At 54.4% G+C, this 15,978-nt stretch carries 19 protein-coding genes; 6 read left to right on the top strand and 13 right to left on the bottom strand.

Annotated elements, in window-relative coordinates:
* Positions 1-74 precede the first annotated feature (74 nt).
* Positions 75-551: a cytochrome c gene (locus QZJ86_RS17460; RefSeq protein WP_301671759.1), complete on the top strand. Its 477-nt coding sequence runs from the start codon at positions 75-77 to the stop codon at positions 549-551.
* Between the two features lie 3 nt (positions 552-554).
* The gene (locus QZJ86_RS17455) at positions 555-2,051 is read left to right on the top strand and encodes a DcaP family trimeric outer membrane transporter (protein WP_301671758.1); all 1,497 of its coding nucleotides are present in this window, start codon (positions 555-557) and stop codon (positions 2,049-2,051) included.
* Positions 2,052-2,099: 48 nt separating this feature from the next.
* Here the strand turns inward: QZJ86_RS17455 and ubiB are convergent, their stop codons facing one another.
* Genes ubiB through hslV form a run of 7 tightly spaced genes read right to left on the bottom strand, consistent with a single transcriptional unit; the run spans position 2,100 to position 7,978 of the window.
* Positions 2,100-3,668: a ubiquinone biosynthesis regulatory protein kinase UbiB gene (ubiB, locus tag QZJ86_RS17450; protein WP_301671757.1), complete on the bottom strand. Its 1,569-nt coding sequence runs from the start codon at positions 3,666-3,668 to the stop codon at positions 2,100-2,102.
* A gap of 13 nt (positions 3,669-3,681) precedes the next feature.
* Entirely contained in the window at positions 3,682-4,317 is a 636-nt protein-coding gene (locus QZJ86_RS17445; protein WP_301671756.1) for a ubiquinone biosynthesis accessory factor UbiJ, read from the bottom strand.
* Positions 4,317-4,901, bottom strand: coding sequence for a Uma2 family endonuclease (locus tag QZJ86_RS17440; RefSeq protein ID WP_301671755.1), 585 nt, complete (start codon positions 4,899-4,901; stop codon positions 4,317-4,319). Before QZJ86_RS17440 ends, QZJ86_RS17445 begins: the two co-directional genes overlap by 1 nt.
* 37 nt (positions 4,902-4,938) lie before the next feature.
* Positions 4,939-5,688 (bottom strand): bifunctional demethylmenaquinone methyltransferase/2-methoxy-6-polyprenyl-1,4-benzoquinol methylase UbiE, encoded by a 750-nt coding sequence (gene ubiE, locus QZJ86_RS17435; protein WP_301939022.1) that lies wholly within the window; start codon positions 5,686-5,688, stop codon positions 4,939-4,941.
* 8 nt (positions 5,689-5,696) lie between these two features.
* Positions 5,697-6,086 carry a DUF971 domain-containing protein gene (locus QZJ86_RS17430; RefSeq protein WP_301671753.1) on the bottom strand — a complete coding sequence of 130 codons (390 nt, stop codon included), beginning with the start codon at positions 6,084-6,086 and terminating at the stop codon, positions 5,697-5,699.
* Positions 6,087-6,089: 3 nt separating this feature from the next.
* Entirely contained in the window at positions 6,090-7,409 is a 1,320-nt protein-coding gene (gene hslU / locus QZJ86_RS17425) for an ATP-dependent protease ATPase subunit HslU (RefSeq protein ID WP_301671752.1), read from the bottom strand.
* A gap of 5 nt (positions 7,410-7,414) precedes the next feature.
* Complete coding sequence (gene hslV / locus QZJ86_RS17420; RefSeq protein WP_301671751.1) at positions 7,415-7,978, bottom strand: ATP-dependent protease subunit HslV; 564 nt, start codon at positions 7,976-7,978, stop codon at positions 7,415-7,417.
* 206 nt (positions 7,979-8,184) lie between these two features.
* Between hslV and QZJ86_RS17415 the strand changes: the two genes are divergently transcribed.
* Positions 8,185-8,634, top strand: coding sequence for a hypothetical protein (locus QZJ86_RS17415; protein ID WP_301671750.1), 450 nt, complete (start codon positions 8,185-8,187; stop codon positions 8,632-8,634).
* Here the strand turns inward: QZJ86_RS17415 and QZJ86_RS17410 are convergent.
* Genes QZJ86_RS17410 through QZJ86_RS17395 form a run of 4 tightly spaced genes read right to left on the bottom strand, consistent with a single transcriptional unit; the run spans position 8,628 to position 11,329 of the window.
* Entirely contained in the window at positions 8,628-9,092 is a 465-nt protein-coding gene (locus QZJ86_RS17410) for a nucleoside deaminase (protein WP_301671749.1), read from the bottom strand. The two genes, QZJ86_RS17415 and QZJ86_RS17410, sit on opposite strands and share 7 nt — an antisense overlap.
* Positions 9,092-10,156 (bottom strand): homoserine O-succinyltransferase MetA, encoded by a 1,065-nt coding sequence (gene metA, locus QZJ86_RS17405; protein WP_301671748.1) that lies wholly within the window; start codon positions 10,154-10,156, stop codon positions 9,092-9,094. The genes QZJ86_RS17410 and metA overlap by 1 nt, the downstream gene beginning before the upstream one ends.
* Positions 10,157-10,169: 13 nt before the next feature.
* Entirely contained in the window at positions 10,170-11,018 is an 849-nt protein-coding gene (locus QZJ86_RS17400; protein ID WP_301671747.1) for an ATPase, read from the bottom strand.
* An 8-nt stretch (positions 11,019-11,026) separates the two neighbouring features.
* Entirely contained in the window at positions 11,027-11,329 is a 303-nt protein-coding gene (locus QZJ86_RS17395; RefSeq protein ID WP_301671746.1) for a DUF6763 family protein, read from the bottom strand.
* A gap of 129 nt (positions 11,330-11,458) precedes the next feature.
* Between QZJ86_RS17395 and QZJ86_RS17390 the strand changes: the two genes are divergently transcribed.
* Entirely contained in the window at positions 11,459-11,665 is a 207-nt protein-coding gene (locus tag QZJ86_RS17390; protein WP_301671745.1) for a SlyX family protein, read from the top strand.
* 8 nt (positions 11,666-11,673) lie between these two features.
* Here QZJ86_RS17390 and QZJ86_RS17385 read toward each other — a convergent pair whose 3' ends face one another.
* Both QZJ86_RS17385 and QZJ86_RS17380 read right to left on the bottom strand, forming a co-directional pair.
* Entirely contained in the window at positions 11,674-12,942 is a 1,269-nt protein-coding gene (locus tag QZJ86_RS17385; protein ID WP_301671744.1) for a D-alanyl-D-alanine carboxypeptidase family protein, read from the bottom strand.
* A 99-nt stretch (positions 12,943-13,041) separates the two neighbouring features.
* On the bottom strand, positions 13,042-13,944 hold the full coding sequence (locus QZJ86_RS17380) for a cation diffusion facilitator family transporter (protein WP_301671743.1): 903 nt from the start codon (positions 13,942-13,944) through the stop codon (positions 13,042-13,044).
* A gap of 294 nt (positions 13,945-14,238) precedes the next feature.
* On the opposite strand from QZJ86_RS17380, the gene QZJ86_RS17375 reads away from it, so the two are divergent.
* Together QZJ86_RS17375 and QZJ86_RS17370 are read left to right on the top strand one after the other, a co-directional pair.
* Positions 14,239-14,841, top strand: a complete 603-nt coding sequence (locus tag QZJ86_RS17375; protein WP_301671742.1) for an HAD family hydrolase — start codon at positions 14,239-14,241, stop codon at positions 14,839-14,841.
* A gap of 95 nt (positions 14,842-14,936) precedes the next feature.
* Entirely contained in the window at positions 14,937-15,962 is a 1,026-nt protein-coding gene (locus QZJ86_RS17370; RefSeq protein ID WP_301671741.1) for a GlxA family transcriptional regulator, read from the top strand.
* Positions 15,963-15,978: the final 16 nt, after the last annotated feature.

The following is a 15,978-nucleotide window of genomic DNA, read 5'->3' as shown; positions in this document are numbered from 1 at the left end:
GATGGGTGTGATTCAAGACGTGAGCCGGGTATAAGGTTTACAAATTCAGTTTTCGACAGAGCAGGGAGAAGAGCGTGAAAATTACCATTATATTGGCAACATTATTTGTCTTGAGCGCTTGTGCCGGTTCGACGTCGGAGCCTGCGCTGATCAAAGGCGGCCGTAGCGAGACGGGCCGGCCGGCGCTGCACGCGGTGCGCGACAATCAGTTGCGGACACTGATGGACCGGATGGACAGCTTGATGCAGGAACGCTTCATGACCGAGCTTCAACTGGATGTCGAGCGGCGTAAATATTCCCGGCAAATTGCCGAAACCGCCGGAAGTATGGAGTCGACGGTCGATGCGATTATCGCCAGTATGCCTGGCTTACAATTGAGTGCCACCGAGAAAACTACTTTTCAGGCCCTGGCCGGCAAACTGCGCGAAGAAATTCAACAGTTGCAGCTGCAAGCCCAGCAAAATCAGATCGACGCAATTGCCACTAGCGTGCATGAGATCAATACCACCTGCACATCCTGTCATGCGCTGTTTAGAAAGCTGGGAGACTAATTGATGAAGCTGGTGCATAAATTGTCGATGATACTATTGTGGCTGGGATGGTTGATGGCTGGCCCGGTGCTGGCCGACGAGGAAACCAAAGCCTTGCTGAAAGCGCTGAGCCAGCAAATCAGCGAGTTGAAACAGCATGCCGAGCGTTCGGATGCTCGGGTAGCGCAACTGGAAAATGAGCTTCGCCAATATCGGGCCGAGCCGCAGTTGGCCGTGAAGCCTGCCACGGAAGGATCGGCGGGCAGCATTGGTCAAGCCGCTGGGCCGGTGGCGCAGACAGTGGCTAGCGCGCCGGCCGTTGTCAGCGACAAAGCCAAGGACAAACCGGCGGTAACGGTGGGCGATGTGAAAGGTACGTTCAAGATTCCCGGCACCGACACCTCGATCGGCCTGGGCGGTTTCGTGAAAATGGATGCGATGTTTAGCAGTGTCAGCGCCGGTCGCGATAAGCTGGGTGACCAGCAGATGCTGTACTCGCAGATACCCGTTGGCGCGGCTGGCGAGCGTGCTCAAACCACGTTCCATGCCAAAGAAAGCCGGCTATGGCTCAAATCGTTTACGCCTAGTGGCTGGGGCGACATCAACACCTATGTGGAGTTCGATTTTTTCGGCGATGCGGCGACGTACACCTATACGCCTAGGTTGCGCCACGCTTACGGTTCAATCGGCAATTTCCTGGCAGGACAAACCTATACGACGTTTCTTAACGTAGCGGCGATACCGGATCATCTGGATATTGGTGGCTCGGCCGGCGGGCTTACTACCTTGCGGCAGCCATTGGTTCGTTGGACTCAGCCTTTTTCCTGGGCTGGCACGCCGATGGAATGGCAGTTGGCGGTGGAATCGCCGCGTAGCCGGTTGTGGGTGAATAATCAGCTTGAACCGACCACAGGCAATAGAGCGGGCAGTCTGGACCCCAACGCCGATAGTTACTTCATGAACCCTAGCGCGGATCGTTATCCGGATATGCTGGTGCGCATTAATTTCAATCCTGATTGGGGCAATCTGTCCGTGGCGGCGATGGGGCGGCAAATCCGCTACAGCAAGCCCAACGGCTTCGAACAAGCCGGCTGGGGCGGTTCCGCTAATCTGGCCGGTAAAATCAATACCTTTGGATTGGATAATGTGCGATTCATGATGCACTACGGCAACGGGCACGGCCGTTATATCTCCACCACCAATACCTTCAGCGACGCATCGCTGGATGCCAATGGACATCTGGATTTGACGGTCGCCTATGGGGCGATGGTGTCTTATCAACACTGGTGGAACAAGCAGTGGCGTTCCAGTTTGACCTACGGTTTTTCCCAGGCGGATCAACCAGACTATGTCAATCGGGTTTTGAACAGGCAGGTGCAGTCCTTGCACGCCAACTTGTTATGGAGCCCGGTGAGTCAGGCCATGCTGGGCGTCGAATATGCCTATGGTAATCGGGAATTGATCGACGGCCGCGAAGGTGACGTGCAGCGCGTGCAGTTTTCCGCTAAGTACAGTTTTTAGAGCTGCAAAATCAAGCCTGTCTGCCGGCTTAGCGGACAGGCCTTCGTGTTAGCCGTTGAGAAGTGGCGATTGCAATATCACCGCGGCGCTTATCATCGCCGCCGCGCTGAGGATTGCTAACAGGGTACGGGCGTTATTTCTGTGCAATTGCTTGCGTAACTGGATCATCTCGCGCTGATGGTGCTGTATCTGTTGCTGCATATGCGCGGCGCTTTGTACGGCCTGCAATACCAGCGCTGGGAATTCCGGCAACTGCTCGGCGATTTCGGGGAATTTACCCAGCAGTTCCTTGATTTTGGCCGATGGCCCCAGTCGCTGTTTGAACCAGTTTTCCAGGAACGGTTTGGCGGTTTGCCACAAATCCAGATCCGGATAAAGCTGGCGGCCCAGGCCTTCGATGTTCAGCAGGGTTTTTTGCAGCAACACCAACTGCGGTTGCACGACCATGTCGAAACGACGGGCGGTCTGGAACAGTCTTAGCAGCAGCAGGCCAAAGGAAATATCTTTCAACGGCTTTTCGAAAATCGGCTCGCAAACGCTACGGATCGCCGCTTCGAATTCTTCTACCCGCGTCGTACTCGGCACCCAGCCGGATTCGATATGCATTTGGGCGACGCGGCGGTAATCGTGGTTAAAAAACGCCAGAAAGTTTTCGGCCAGATAACGCTGGTCCGAATTGGACAGGCTGCCGACGATGCCGAAATCCACCGCCAGGTATTTGTCCGGCAATTGCACAAAAATATTGCCGGGATGCATGTCGGCATGGAAAAAATTGTCACGGAATACCTGGGTAAAGAAAATCTCCACACCGCGCTCCGCGAGCTTTTTGAAATCGGCATTGCCTTTGCGCAAGGCCTCGATATCGCCGACGGGAATGCCGTAAATGCGTTCCATCACCAACACTTTGCGGCGGGTTAGCGGCCAGTGGATTTCCGGGATGTAGAGCATCTCGGAATTCTTGAAATTAGCGCGGATTGCGCTGGCGTTGGAGGCTTCCCGCACCAGATCCAGTTCGTCGAGGATGGTTTTCTCGAATTCGGCGACGATTTCCATCGCCCGCAGCCGGCGGGCATCGCTCCAGAAGCGCTCGGCCAGACGCGCCAGTTCGTAAAGCAAGCCGACATCGGAATGGATTTTGTCTTCGATGTCCGGACGTAATACTTTAACGATGACTTTTTCACCGCTGTTCAACGTCGCGGTATGTACTTGCGCGACCGATGCCGAGGCCAGCGGTTGCGGATCGAATTCGGCAAAAGCTTCTTCTATCGATTGACCCAGCTGTTGTTCGATGATCTTGCGGGCGGTTTCGGCGGGAAACGGCGGCACTTTGTCTTGCAGCTTGACCAGTTCTTCGGCGATGTCTTCCGGCAGCAAGTCCTTGCGCGTCGATAAGGTTTGGCCGAACTTCACATAAATCGGCCCCAGGTCTTCCAGGGTTTTGCGGATACGCACGCCGCGCGGTTCACGGGCTTTGCTAGTCCAATAATTCGGCGAAAAGAAGGCGATATAACGAATCGGCCGCAATAAATGGGTTTTTAACACGATCTCGTCCAGGCCGTGGAACATCATCACCCAGTTGATGTGGATGAGGCGCATCAGAATTTTCGGGCGAATCACGGGTTTTGTCCTTTTATTGAGGCTCGGATGTGTGGTTGATCGAGGCTTCCAGGCGGTCGAGGCGGGCGCTGAGCCGGTCGCAATCGCTACGGCAGGTATCGATTTGCCGAAAAAACGCTTCGGCTTCTGGTTTGGCTGGCAGCTCGCGGGTTTCTTCCTGCAGAAATTCTTCCAGGTTCATCCGGAAGGTGGTCAGACTATGTTGAGTCCAGTCGCGGCTGCCGCGAAACAGTTTGCCCAGGCGCTGGGCAAAGGCGTCGCCGGTATAACGGGCAATTTTGCCTTCCAGGTTGATATCCAACTTTTCGAACAGGCGTTGCAGGCTGCGGGCCAATTGGCTGTCGCCGTCGATGCGCACTTCGCCCTTGAACAGCGAGCGCATCGGCGTGGCGCTGAGGCCCATCAAGCCCAAGGCCGACAGCGAGCCGCTCAACGTGGCATCGACCGTGCCGGAGTAGCTTTCCAGAATCTGGATGCCTTGCGTGCTTGGGCAGAGATAGAGGCTGCTATCGAAAGAGGAAATGTGTACGGCGATGACCCTACCGGCCATTGGAGTCAGGTATTGTTCGATATGATCGTCCAGCGTCAGATACCGATTCAACGCGGTTTCGAGGGTGGCGATAAATAATGATTTAACGGTGCCCGACATCACTGTACCTGTTGTTGCAGAAACTCTTGCATGTCTTCGTTATTGACGCGTTGGTACAAGTCGCTGACTGCCACGGTTAGGTCTATTGATTCCAGGGTAAGGCTGTCGCCGAGGAAGTAGTGTTCCGACAGCCAGTGAGTCGAGCGGCGTAAGATTTCGACATCGACAAAATCCTGTTCGATCAGCAAATATTCTTGCAGGCTGGGCAAGGCTTTATAGGCCGCCAGTTTGGTGGATTTATCCATACGCCGGGTGGCTTTGGATAACACTTCGACGATAATGGTAGGTTTTTCGGTGTAGTACTCGTCGCCGTTTTCATCGGCGCAGACCACCATCACGTCGGGATAAAAAAAATTAGTCGCAGCCTTGATTTTTAAATCGGAGGAAAAGGTGGCGCAGGGGCCGTCTTGCAAATGATTGCCGAATATTCGCACGGTATTGCTGACCAATAAATTATGGTTACGGCTGGCGCCGGCCATGGCATAGGCTTCACCGTCGATCAATTCGTGCTTGATATCGCTAACCATTTCGCCCGCCAAATATTCGGTTTCGCTGATGTAATGCTGAGACTGTTTCAGAGCCATGGGCTATCCTCCGTTTTCAGGTCGGCGAGCAGGAGGCTTAAAATTTATAACCTCGGTGCACGGCAACGATGCCTTGGGTCATGTTGAAATACTCGCAACGTTCCAGACCGGCATTTTCCATCATTTGTTTCAGTTCATCCTGCTTGGGATGCATGCGGATCGATTCGGCCAGATAGCGGTAGCTGTCTTCGTCCTTGGCGACGATGGCGCCGATTTTGGGCAGCAGATTGAACGAGTAAAAGTCGTAGACTTTTTCGGTGATCGGATCGGTCGGGTGGGAAAATTCCAGCACGATGACCCGGCCGCCGGGTTTCAATACCCGGTACATGGAGCGCAAGGCCGCGTCCTTGTCGGTGACGTTGCGCAGACCAAAGCCTATCGTTACGCAATCGAAAGTGTTATCGGCGAACGGCAGGCATTCGGCATTGACCTGGGCGTAGCGGATATTGCCGCTCAAGCCGTGATCGATCAGACGGTCGCGGCCGGTGCGCAGCATGGCGGCGTTGATGTCGGCCAGTACCACTTGGCCGGTCTTGCCGACGCGTTTTTCGTAAAGCATGGTCAAATCGCCAGTGCCGCCGGCCAGGTCCAATACGCTATCGCCTTCACGGACGTTGGCCAATTGCACGGCCACCCGTTTCCAGATTCGGTGGATGCCGAGCGACATCAAGTCGTTCATGATGTCGTATTGGCTGGCAACCGAGTCGAACACGCCGCGTACCAGCGCGACCTTTTCTTGTTTGGGAACCTGTTTGAAGCCGAAATGGGTGGTATTGTCGTTTGTCATGATGTGCATTAATTGTGTAAGGGCGAGCGGCGCGCGATGCCGGCGGCTTTCAGTTCTTCGAGGTAATTCGACCACAGCAGCGGGAAATCCGCACCCAGTTTGTACAGCAAGTCCCAGCTGTAAATGCCGGTGTCGTGACCGTCGCTGAACACCAGTTTGATGGCGTAATTGCCCACCGGCTGGACGTCGGTAATCGTCACATCTTCCTTGCCGATTTGCAGGGTTTCCTGGCCGGGGCCGTGGCCGACCGCTTCCGCCGACTGAGTAAATACCCGCAGATATTCGCTGGGTAGCTCGTAAATGCTCTCGTCGTCGAAATGGATTTCCAATATCGCCGATACCTTGTGCAGCTTGATTTCGGTCGGGACTCGATGAGTGGGGGTGATGTTGACTCTCATGGCTTACAGGATGTAGCGGCTAAGGTCTTCGTCGTCGGCCAGTTCCATCAGATGCGCGTCGACATAAGCGGCGTCGATGTTGATGGACTTTTCGACCAGGTCCGGGGCGTCGAAGGAAATATCCTCCAGCAACTTTTCCAGGATGGTGTGCAACCGGCGGGCACCGATGTTTTCGGTTTTTTCGTTGACCTGCCAGCCCAGTTCGGCGATGCGCTTGATACCGTCGGCGCTGAATTGCACCTCGACGCCTTCGGTTTTCAGCAAAGCCTGATATTGTTCGGTCAGCGAAGCGTCAGGTTCGGTCAGAATCCGTACGAAATCGTCCGCGCTCAAGGCATTCAGTTCCACCCGAATCGGGAAGCGTCCCTGTAGCTCGGGAATCAAATCCGACGGTTTGGTCAGATGGAAGGCGCCGGAGGCGATGAACAGGATATGATCGGTCTTGATCGCGCCATACTTGGTGGTGACGGTGCTGCCTTCTACCAACGGCAGCAGATCGCGCTGCACGCCTTCGCGGGAGACTTCGCCGCCGCCCATTTCCGAGCGCTTGCAGATCTTGTCGATCTCGTCCAGGAAGACGATGCCGTGCTGTTCCACGGCTTCCAGCGCCGATTGTTTGATTTCGTCTTCGTTGACCAGTTTGCCGGCCTCTTCTTCCTGCAACAGTTTCAACGCGTCCTTGATCTTCAGTTTGCGGGATTTGGTGCGGCCGCTGCCCAGGTTTTGAAACATACCTTGCAACTGGCTGGTCATTTCTTCCATGCCCGGCGGCGCCATGATTTCCACGCCCACCGCCGGTGCGGCGACGTCGATCTGAATTTCCTTGTCGTCCAGATCGCCTTCGCGCAGTTTTTTACGCATTTTCTGACGGGTGGGCGATTCGGATTCGGACAACATGCCGCCTTCCGCAGCCGGTAACAGAATATCCAGCACTTTTTCCTCGGCGGCATCGGCTGCGCGGTTTTGTACGCGCTCCATCGCCGACACGCGGGTCATCTTCACCGCGCTGTCGATCAAGTCGCGAATAATCGACTCGACGTCGCGACCGACATAACCCACTTCGGTGAATTTGGTGGCTTCGATTTTGATGAACGGCGCATTGGCCAAGCGGGCCAGGCGGCGGGCGATTTCGGTTTTGCCGACGCCGGTGGGGCCTATCATCAAGATGTTTTTCGGGGTGATTTCGTCGCGCAATTCGGCGCTGACCTGGCTGCGGCGCCAGCGGTTGCGTAAAGCAATCGCCACCGAGCGTTTGGCCGAAGCCTGGCCGACGATGTGTTTATCCAGTTCGCTGACGATTTCTCTGGGGGTCATTTCACTCATTATGCTTACTCTTGCTCTGCCGGTTTTGGTTCGGCGTCCAATTCTTCGATGCGCAGATTGTGGTTGGTGTAGATGCAGATATCGGCGGCAATGCTTAGCGATTTTTCGACGATGTCACGGGCGCTGAGTTCGGTATTTTCCAACAAGGCGCGCGCGGCGCTTTGCGCGAAGGCGCCGCCGGAGCCGATGGCGATAAAGTCGTGTTCCGGTTCGATCACATCGCCGGTGCCGGAAATCACCAGCGAGACTTTGCTGTCGGCGATGATCAACAGCGCTTCCAGCTTGCGCAAGGCACGGTCGGTGCGCCAGTCTTTGGCCATTTCCACGGCGGCGCGGGTCAGATTGCCGCGATGTTTTTCCAGTTTGCCTTCGAAATGTTCGAATAGTGTGAAGGCGTCGGCGGTGGCGCCGGCGAAACCGGCAATGACTTTGTCGTGGTACAAGCGTCTGACTTTGCGGGCATTACCCTTCATCACGGTGTTGCCCAGGGTGACTTGGCCATCGCCGCCGATCACGACCTTGTCGCCGCGTCTGACGGAAAGAATGGTGGTGCCTCTGAAATTCGTCATGTCTGTGAATGAAAAAGGGAAAGGCGGCGATTTTACATGTTCTCGGCGGCGATGGGGTAGAAGTTTAAAACCGCATGTCTGGTGGGTAAAAAGCGCAAACATTGAACAAAGCTGGAAAACTGATTAAAGTTCAAAACGCTGGTATTTTAAGGATGCGCCGCTTTGTACGGCGTTTCCAACATTACAATAACAACAAGAGGCAGGTCATGACATTATCAATATACTGGAGAAGTACGGTTTTACTGTGCGCCATGGGGTTTTCGAGCGTAGCGTTGGCGGTGACGCCGGAAGAGGACGAAAAACAACAATGTAAAAAACCCAAGTTCCGGGATTTCGCCCCGGCGGCATTAACCGAAGTCGCGCCTGGTGCCGATATTTCGTTTCACATTTCGCACAATGCCGATCCGTTCACGGTCACCGCCGAAGCGCGTGGCGAGAAGATGAAAGTCAACGTGGTGGATAAGAAAACCTTTCTCCTGGTGACGTCAAAACTGCCAGCCATGAGCGGCGGTTTCGCCCGCATCCATGTCACTGCGAAAGCCGCGGAAAGTAAAAACGTCGAAAGCGGTTGTTTGGGACAGGACGGCTGGTTACTGAAAATTCAAGGCGAGGAAGCGGCCGCTAAACCGGCGGAACAGCCTGCCCCGGCTCAATAGCGAATCTTATCCGCTTTGGTTTGCCAAAGCTCGAAGGGGCGGTTGGCTGTGTCCATTGCCAAGTGGCGCATGGCAATTCGGCGCTGCTCGGCCGGTTTGTCGATTTCGGTATAAATAAAACTGTCGTCGAAACCGGCGTCAGCCGCGTCGAAACGGTTGCAGGCGTAGTACACGGCTTGCAATCTTGCCCAATAGATGGCGCCCAGGCACATCGGGCAAGGTTCGCAACTGCTGTAGAGCGTGCAATCGCTTAATTGAAAATCGCCCAGTTTGCGGCAGGCCAGCCGAATTGCGGCGACTTCGGCGTGCGCGGTAGGGTCGAGGTCGGACGTGACCCGATTGCCGCTGCTGGCAACGATTTCGCCGTCTTTGACGATAATCGCCCCGAACGGGCCGCCGCCGGTTTCGACGTTGGCGCAGGCCAGTTCGATGGCGCGATTCAGAAAGCCTCGATGCACTATAAGTTCAGCGGGTTGTTGGGATCGATGCCGACCATGAACGGCAGGCGGCGATCTTCGTTGGTGATTTGATAGACCTTGCCCAGCCAGTTATTGAATACCGCCTTGGCCGAGTCCCGCCAGGTAATGTCCAGATGCTCGATGATCTGCGCTTCCGGCATGGCTTTCAGCTCTCTGCCACCGTGTCTGGCTGCTTTGACATGCTCTGCATAATCGGCCAGCACGCGTTGTACCTCGGTATCGAAATAGTGCTCGGGGTAGGGCGGATAATCGTCGCGCTCGCCACGGTAAAACCTCAGCACTTCGCGCTTGTATTCCTTTAACAGGCTGATGTCGTCGTATTCGGGGTGACCCTGGAAGAACACGATGCGAAAGCCGTCCGGACTGACGGCCAGATGCACACCGGCGGTTTCGCTGGCTACCAATATCTTCAAGCCGTGTTTTTCCATATCGCGCTGAAATACTTCGTTGAAGCGCGAATGCGGCACATCGAAGCGGGTATTGATTTCCGCGACCAGAGGGTGCTGCCTGTCGATAACCCTATGCGAGAACACGCCCCAACGCTTGGCCGGCAGGCGCGTGCGTTCCACGCCGTAGCAATGCTGAATCAGTGCATGGGTCGCCTGACAAGAACACAATATTGACGTAACGTTTTGGTTGGCCCACGCGAAAATTTCAGTCAACGGCCCCCAAAATACTTCATCTTGCACACGGTCATGGGTGACACTGGCGCCGCTAATGATTAGCGCGTCCAGACCGTCGCGTTTGATTTGCTCGAAGGATTCGTAATAATTTTCGATATGCGCACAGGCCTCGGGGCCTCGTTCCAATCCTGTGATTGTGAACGGATGCACATGAAACTGGGCGATTTGGTTACAGGCGCCGACCAAACGGAAAAACTGGCGCTCGGTAGCTTCCAGCGCCGCGTCGGGCATGATGTTCAACAAGCCGACATGCAGTTCGCGTATCGACTGGTGGCTGGCGCGGTCCGGGCTGAGAATTTCTTCGCCTTCTTCGTGCAGGCGCTGAAAAGTGGGTAAAGCAGTATGGGCAACTAGCGGCATTACAAGAACGGTCTCAGGATTGTTGCCGGGCAATCGCCTCGGCAATCAGACGAATGAAATCGTCTTCGTTGTTGACTTTGGCGGTTTCGTCGGCGCTGATGGTGTAGCCGTATTGAGCGGCAATCGCTTCGTAGCGTGGCACCCTGGCTTTGAATAGCTCCGGAAACACCCAGCTGACGAACTCGTCGGGCGGAATCTGATCGGTGGAATTATAGCTGTGCTCCCGCATGAACTGCGTCAGCTTTTCGTCGACGAACTCTGGCCGGTAATACAGTGGCTTTGGCTCTTGCTTGGCGCGGTCGATGATGGTTTGTTCCAGCGTCGGTGGAATTTTGATGTAGACAATCAGCGTGTGTTTGGCCAGATTTTCCAGCACCTCTGGGCAGTCTAATTCGCAAACGCTGCCGCCGGCGTCATTGATGAAATGTTTGTAGCCGTAGATCGTTTCGGCTTTATGAATAAAATCAGGCACGTCGTTCATCGCGGCGATTTCCGCTTGATGATGCAAGGCTTGGCGACGTTTGAATTCGCTCAGCGACAGGCCGCCCTTGGCCGGATCGCCGATCTTGCCTAGAAAACTGGAGACCGGTGCCAAGTTTTCCACGGTGATATTGCTGCAAATGTAGATCGAGTCTGATTTAAGCAAATCGCGCAAAAATGGTACGCCCATCGCTTGTTGCTTGATGTTGTCCAGAATCGGTTCTTCCAGATATTTGGTGCCTATCCGGTAATCGCCGGAGTAGTGAAACCATTTGTCCTTGGGCAACTTGGCGGACAGCGTAGTCTTGCCGGCGCCGGACATGGCCAGCAGGGTAATGCTCTTGGATTCCCAGTCCAAAAATTGTTGGGGAGTCATTTTCATAAAGTGTCTCAGTCCAGCAAATCGCTAATGTCCAAATCTTCCGCGTCCGGACGGGCATGGCGGTCCGGGTCGGTATAGCCTAAATCGTCGGTTTCCACATCGTCGAATGGTGCGCTCCAGTCTTCCGGATCTTCGATATAGTCGATGGTGGAGTTATACCAAGATTCGTTGTCGTATTCGCCCAAATCGCCATTGGCGAACTGTACTTCGATCGATTCGTCGTTACCTTCAATGGCCACTACCTTGAAGGTGAGATTACTTTCCAGGTCTTTATACCAGCGGCCTATCACTGGATCTGCAATAGTTGTCATCGTTGCATCCTCGCTCTGTTGATGTGCGTGGCAATGATAGCGAGTTTATAGAGGCAGTGCGAGTGCGTGGCGCAAAACTATCGGTATTTTCGATTAGAATGCGTCACTTAAATGTTACCCGGCGCAATCATGAACGAAGACAGAATCATCGAGTTGGAAATCAAACAAGCTTATCAGGAGGACTTGATTCAAGCTTTGAACCAAGTGGTGGCCGATCAGCAAAAGCAAATTGGCAAATTGGAAGAGACCTGCAAATTACTGCACGACAAGATTAAAAGCCTGGCACTGGACGACCGCCAGCCCGGCGCTATCGATGAGAGGCCGCCGCATTATTGATTTGGCAATCAGGTTTTGCGGTGACTGCGGCGTATCGGTTTAGGTTGAGCGGTGGCTAAGGTGCGGGCGACTGGCGCCGAAGCGCTGCAATCCATATTTTTGGCGTGCAGCCGTCTGCAAAAGTCCTGGCTATCGTCTTGCTGTAAACCGGTCCATTGTGCTCGCCAAGCCGTGCTGCCTTTCATTCTGGTTTTGACGATCCGCGGCTGGCCGGTTTTTGCTAATGGCCCCAAGGCGTTGCGAGCGCGTTGCAGGTTGACGTTAGCATCGATTTTTCTAGGGTAGTTGCCCATGTTGACCGTCCAATTGTTGCTACGGCTTTGCGGTTTAGCTTCAGCTAACTGGGTCATTTTTTCGCGGCGACTGTTATAAGGTGCGTTGATGCGGATGGGCTCGTAACGGCTGCTGCCGGAATCGGCGCCCATCTGCTCGGCACTGCCGGCGCAGCGGTTGGACGATAATTGAAACGGCGGTGGCAGCGCGCTGTAATCTTTCAATTGTGAGATGTGTTCGCCGATTAAGCCTCGGTCGCTATTGGCAAAGCCCATATCCAACAGATTGCCCATTTGCTCGAAGCGTTCGCCGCTGCTATGTGCACCCAATAACACGCCGATCAGCCGGTGGCCGTTACGTTTGGCCGAGGCGATCAGGTTGTAGCCGGAGCCGCAGGTAAAGCCGGTTTTCAAGCCGTCCGCATCCGGATAGCTTTTTAAAATGCGGTTGGTGTTGGGCATTACCCGGCCCTTGTAACGAAACTCGGTCGCCGAAAAATAATGGTAATACTGCGGAAAGTCTCGAATCATAATCGCCGACAACAAAGCCAAATCGCGGGCGCTGCTGATCTGGCCGTCGTTCGGCAGACCGCTGGCGTTCTCGAACGAGCTGTTGTACATGCCCAGACGGCGGGCATGTTGGGTCATCATCGCCGCAAAATTGCTTTCCGTGCCACCCAATCTTTCCGCCAGCGCCACGGCGGCATCGTTCGCGGAGCGGGTGGTGACCGCCATGATCGCTTGTTCCACCGTCAGACTCTGACCAGTGCGCAAGCCCAGTTTGGAAGGGGGTTGCATCGCGGCGTGCCGGGAGGCGTACACCGTATCGCTCAACCTAAGATCGCCGGATTCCAGCGCCAAAAAAGTCATATACATGGTCATGACTTTGGTCAGCGATGCCGGATACCAGCGTTGGGTGGATTCGGTTTCGTGAACCACGCGGCCGGTATCGGCGTCGATCACGATAGCGGCGTAACGGGCGGCCGCAAGAGGGCTTTGCAACATTAGGCAAACTAGAGAAAGTAGGGCTAATCGGGTTTTCGGTAGGGTGCTCAAGTTAGTACGTTGCTCCAGATGTGTGGCCTAAGCGTTTGACTGTATTATTTAATCAGAATTATCGATTTCGAAAAAGACCCAATTTATCCGAGGGTGATCTATTTTGATCTGTTTTTCCATGGCATTGATCGACTCGACGGCTTCACGCACACTCAAATCCGCCTGCAACTCGGCCTTGATCGCCACCATCACCTGCTTGCCATGACTAATGGCCCACAAATTCAGCACACGATTGACGCCGGGCTGCTTTTCCAGATAAATGCGAACTCGGTCGCGAATCTGCTTATCCGCTTCGCCGAGCAGCAGGGAATGCACTTCGTGGCCGACCAAAACCGCCACGATGATCAATAGCATGCCGATCAGTATCGAACCCAGTGCATCGTAAAGCGGATTGCCGGTGACCAGCGTCAAACTCAGCATTGTGGCGGCGATCACGAGGCCAAGCAATGCCGCTAAATCCTCGCCGATCACCACCATTAATTCGCTGGATTGGGTTTCTCGGAACCATTGCCACAAACCGCGATTGCCGCGTTCGGTCTGCATCGCACTCAGCGCGGCTTTCAGCGAAAAAGCCTCCAATACTACGGCTATCAGTAAAATCAAAAGGGCCACGCCGGCGTTTTCCACGGCCTGTGGTGCTTGATAACGCAGCCAACCCTCGTGGATCGAAAACAGGCCGCCGACCGAGAATAAGGTAATCGCCACCATCATCGACCAGATATACGATTCCCGGCCAAAACCCATCGGATGTTGCTGGGTCGCGGCGCGCGCCGAGCGTTTCATGCCGATAAACAGTAAGACCTGATTGCCGCAATCGGCAAAGGAATGAATCGCTTCCGCCAGCAACGAGCCGGAACCGGTCCAGGCTGCCGCGCCTGTTTTGGTGAGCGCGATACCCAGATTGGCGGCGAAAGCGTAAACGATGGCAGAGGTCGAGTCGGCGTGGGACATGGTCTTAAGAATTGCTGTTTTGGGATGCCTTGATTGTAGTTTAGGTCGGGTGCTTTTACAGGGTGCTTGCTGGAATTATCCGTTCGCCGTCATACGGAAGACGCAATTGGGTTCTAACATAAGACGGGGCCTCTAAAAATCCAAAAAAGTCTCCTCATCTCCCCGCGGGAGACGGAATTTTAGAGGTCTCCATGACTATCCGAACCGGATGCTCGGTTCGTAACCGGTTCGGGGCGGCGTCGAACGGGCGCTAAATTCCGGACTATCGTGCCGCTAATGCTAAAAGTGAGTTGGATGAATGCTCCCGAGTGGTTATTGTTCGATTTAGGTGGCGTCTTGATCGAAAGCACGGTATTCGAGAATCTGAATCGTCTGCTAGCCGAGCCGCTCGATGATGCGTCCATCAAACGGCGCTGGCTGTATTCAGCGTCGGTCAGGCTATTCGAGCTGGGTGAAATTACAGCCGAGGAATTTGCCGAGCGATTTATTGCCGAGTGGCAACTTAATCTGTCGGAAACGGCTTTCTTGATGGAATTTGCGTCGTGGCCCAGAGCATTCTTTCCAGGCGCAAAGCAAACCCTGCGCGAGCTTAGAAAAAATCACCGTCTAGCCTGTTTGAGCAATTCGAATCCGTTGCACTGGGGACGGTTTGGCGATTTCGACACAGATTTCGATGTGGCTTTGTTTTCGCATCAACTTGGCGTTATCAAGCCCGACCCGGAGGCGTTTTTACTGGCTCTGGACAAGTGCGGTGTCGAGCCGGCGGCGGTTTATTTCTACGACGACTGCGCGGCCAATGTCGATACTGCGCTAAGTTTAGGTATCAAAGGTTTTCAGGTCGATGGTTTCGAGTCGCTTCGGCAACTATTGCGTTCCCAAGGATTGTATCCGGCTTAGAATTCTCCTTTGGCAGGAATAGAGGGGAGCTTGTCATTGAGCATGGCCGGATTCTGGTTCATGCTGTCGTCACTGTCCGTTACCGAGGTATCGACATGACTACTTTCAGTTTCTCCAAGTCTGATAGCTTTATCTTCAAACACCGGAAAATCGGTATCGTGGCGTTTCCCAATGCCCAGAGTTTGGATATTAGCGGCCCCTTCGAAGTGTTCAGTTTTGCCAACTATTCATTACAAAGACTAGGCGTCAGCGAGCAAAACGTTTATTCGATCAAGATTCTGGCGGATGCGCCGGGGCCGATCACCACCATGTCCGGTCTACAAATCATCGCCGACGAGGCTTATGGCGATCCCAACAGCCAGTTCGATACCCTATTAGTGGCTGGCGGCAATATCGAAGGCGAGTTGTCCAATACCCGCTTGCTCGACTGGATCAAGATAATGTCGCCCAGGGTCAATCGTCTGGCTTCGGTGTGTACCGGCGCGTTTTTACTGGCTGAATCCGGTTTGCTGGACGGCTGCAAGGCCACTACCCATTGGCATTACTGTCAGCAATTGGCCAAGAATTATCCCCGTGTACAGCTGGAGCCTGACCATATCTTCGTCAGGGATGGACATATCTTCACCTCGGGCGGCATCACCTCGGGTATCGATCTGGCTTTGGCCATGCTGGAAGACGATTGGGGACAGGAGTTAGCGCTATACGTTGCCCGCTTTTTGGTGGTGTTTTTGAAACGTCCCGGTGGTCAATCGCAATTCAGTACCTATTTGACCTGTGAGGCCAGTCATCGTCCGGATTTACGCGAGCTGCAAACCTGGATCATGGCGCATACCGGCGATGACCTGCACGTCGAAGAACTGGCCGAGCGCATGGCGATGAGTCCGCGCAATTTTGCTCGGCTATTTTTAGCCGAAACCGGCATGACACCAGCCAAATTCGTGGAAATGGCGCGTATCGATCAAGCGCGGCATTTGCTGGAAACCACGGAGATAGCCGTGGAAACGGTCGCCGACAAGGCGGGTTTTAAAGATCCCGAGCGGATGCGTCGGGCGTTCATTCGCCAGCTCGGCGTCAATCCGCAAAATTACCGGCAACGCTTTAGCGGGGCGATTGCCGGGTAGCACTTAACACATCGAG

The sequence above is a fragment of the Methylomonas montana genome (genome assembly GCF_030490285.1).
Lineage (GTDB): Bacteria > Pseudomonadota > Gammaproteobacteria > Methylococcales > Methylomonadaceae > Methylomonas > Methylomonas montana.
The sequence above is the reverse complement of the archived record's forward strand: the minus strand, read 5'-3'. Positions and strand labels throughout refer to the sequence as shown.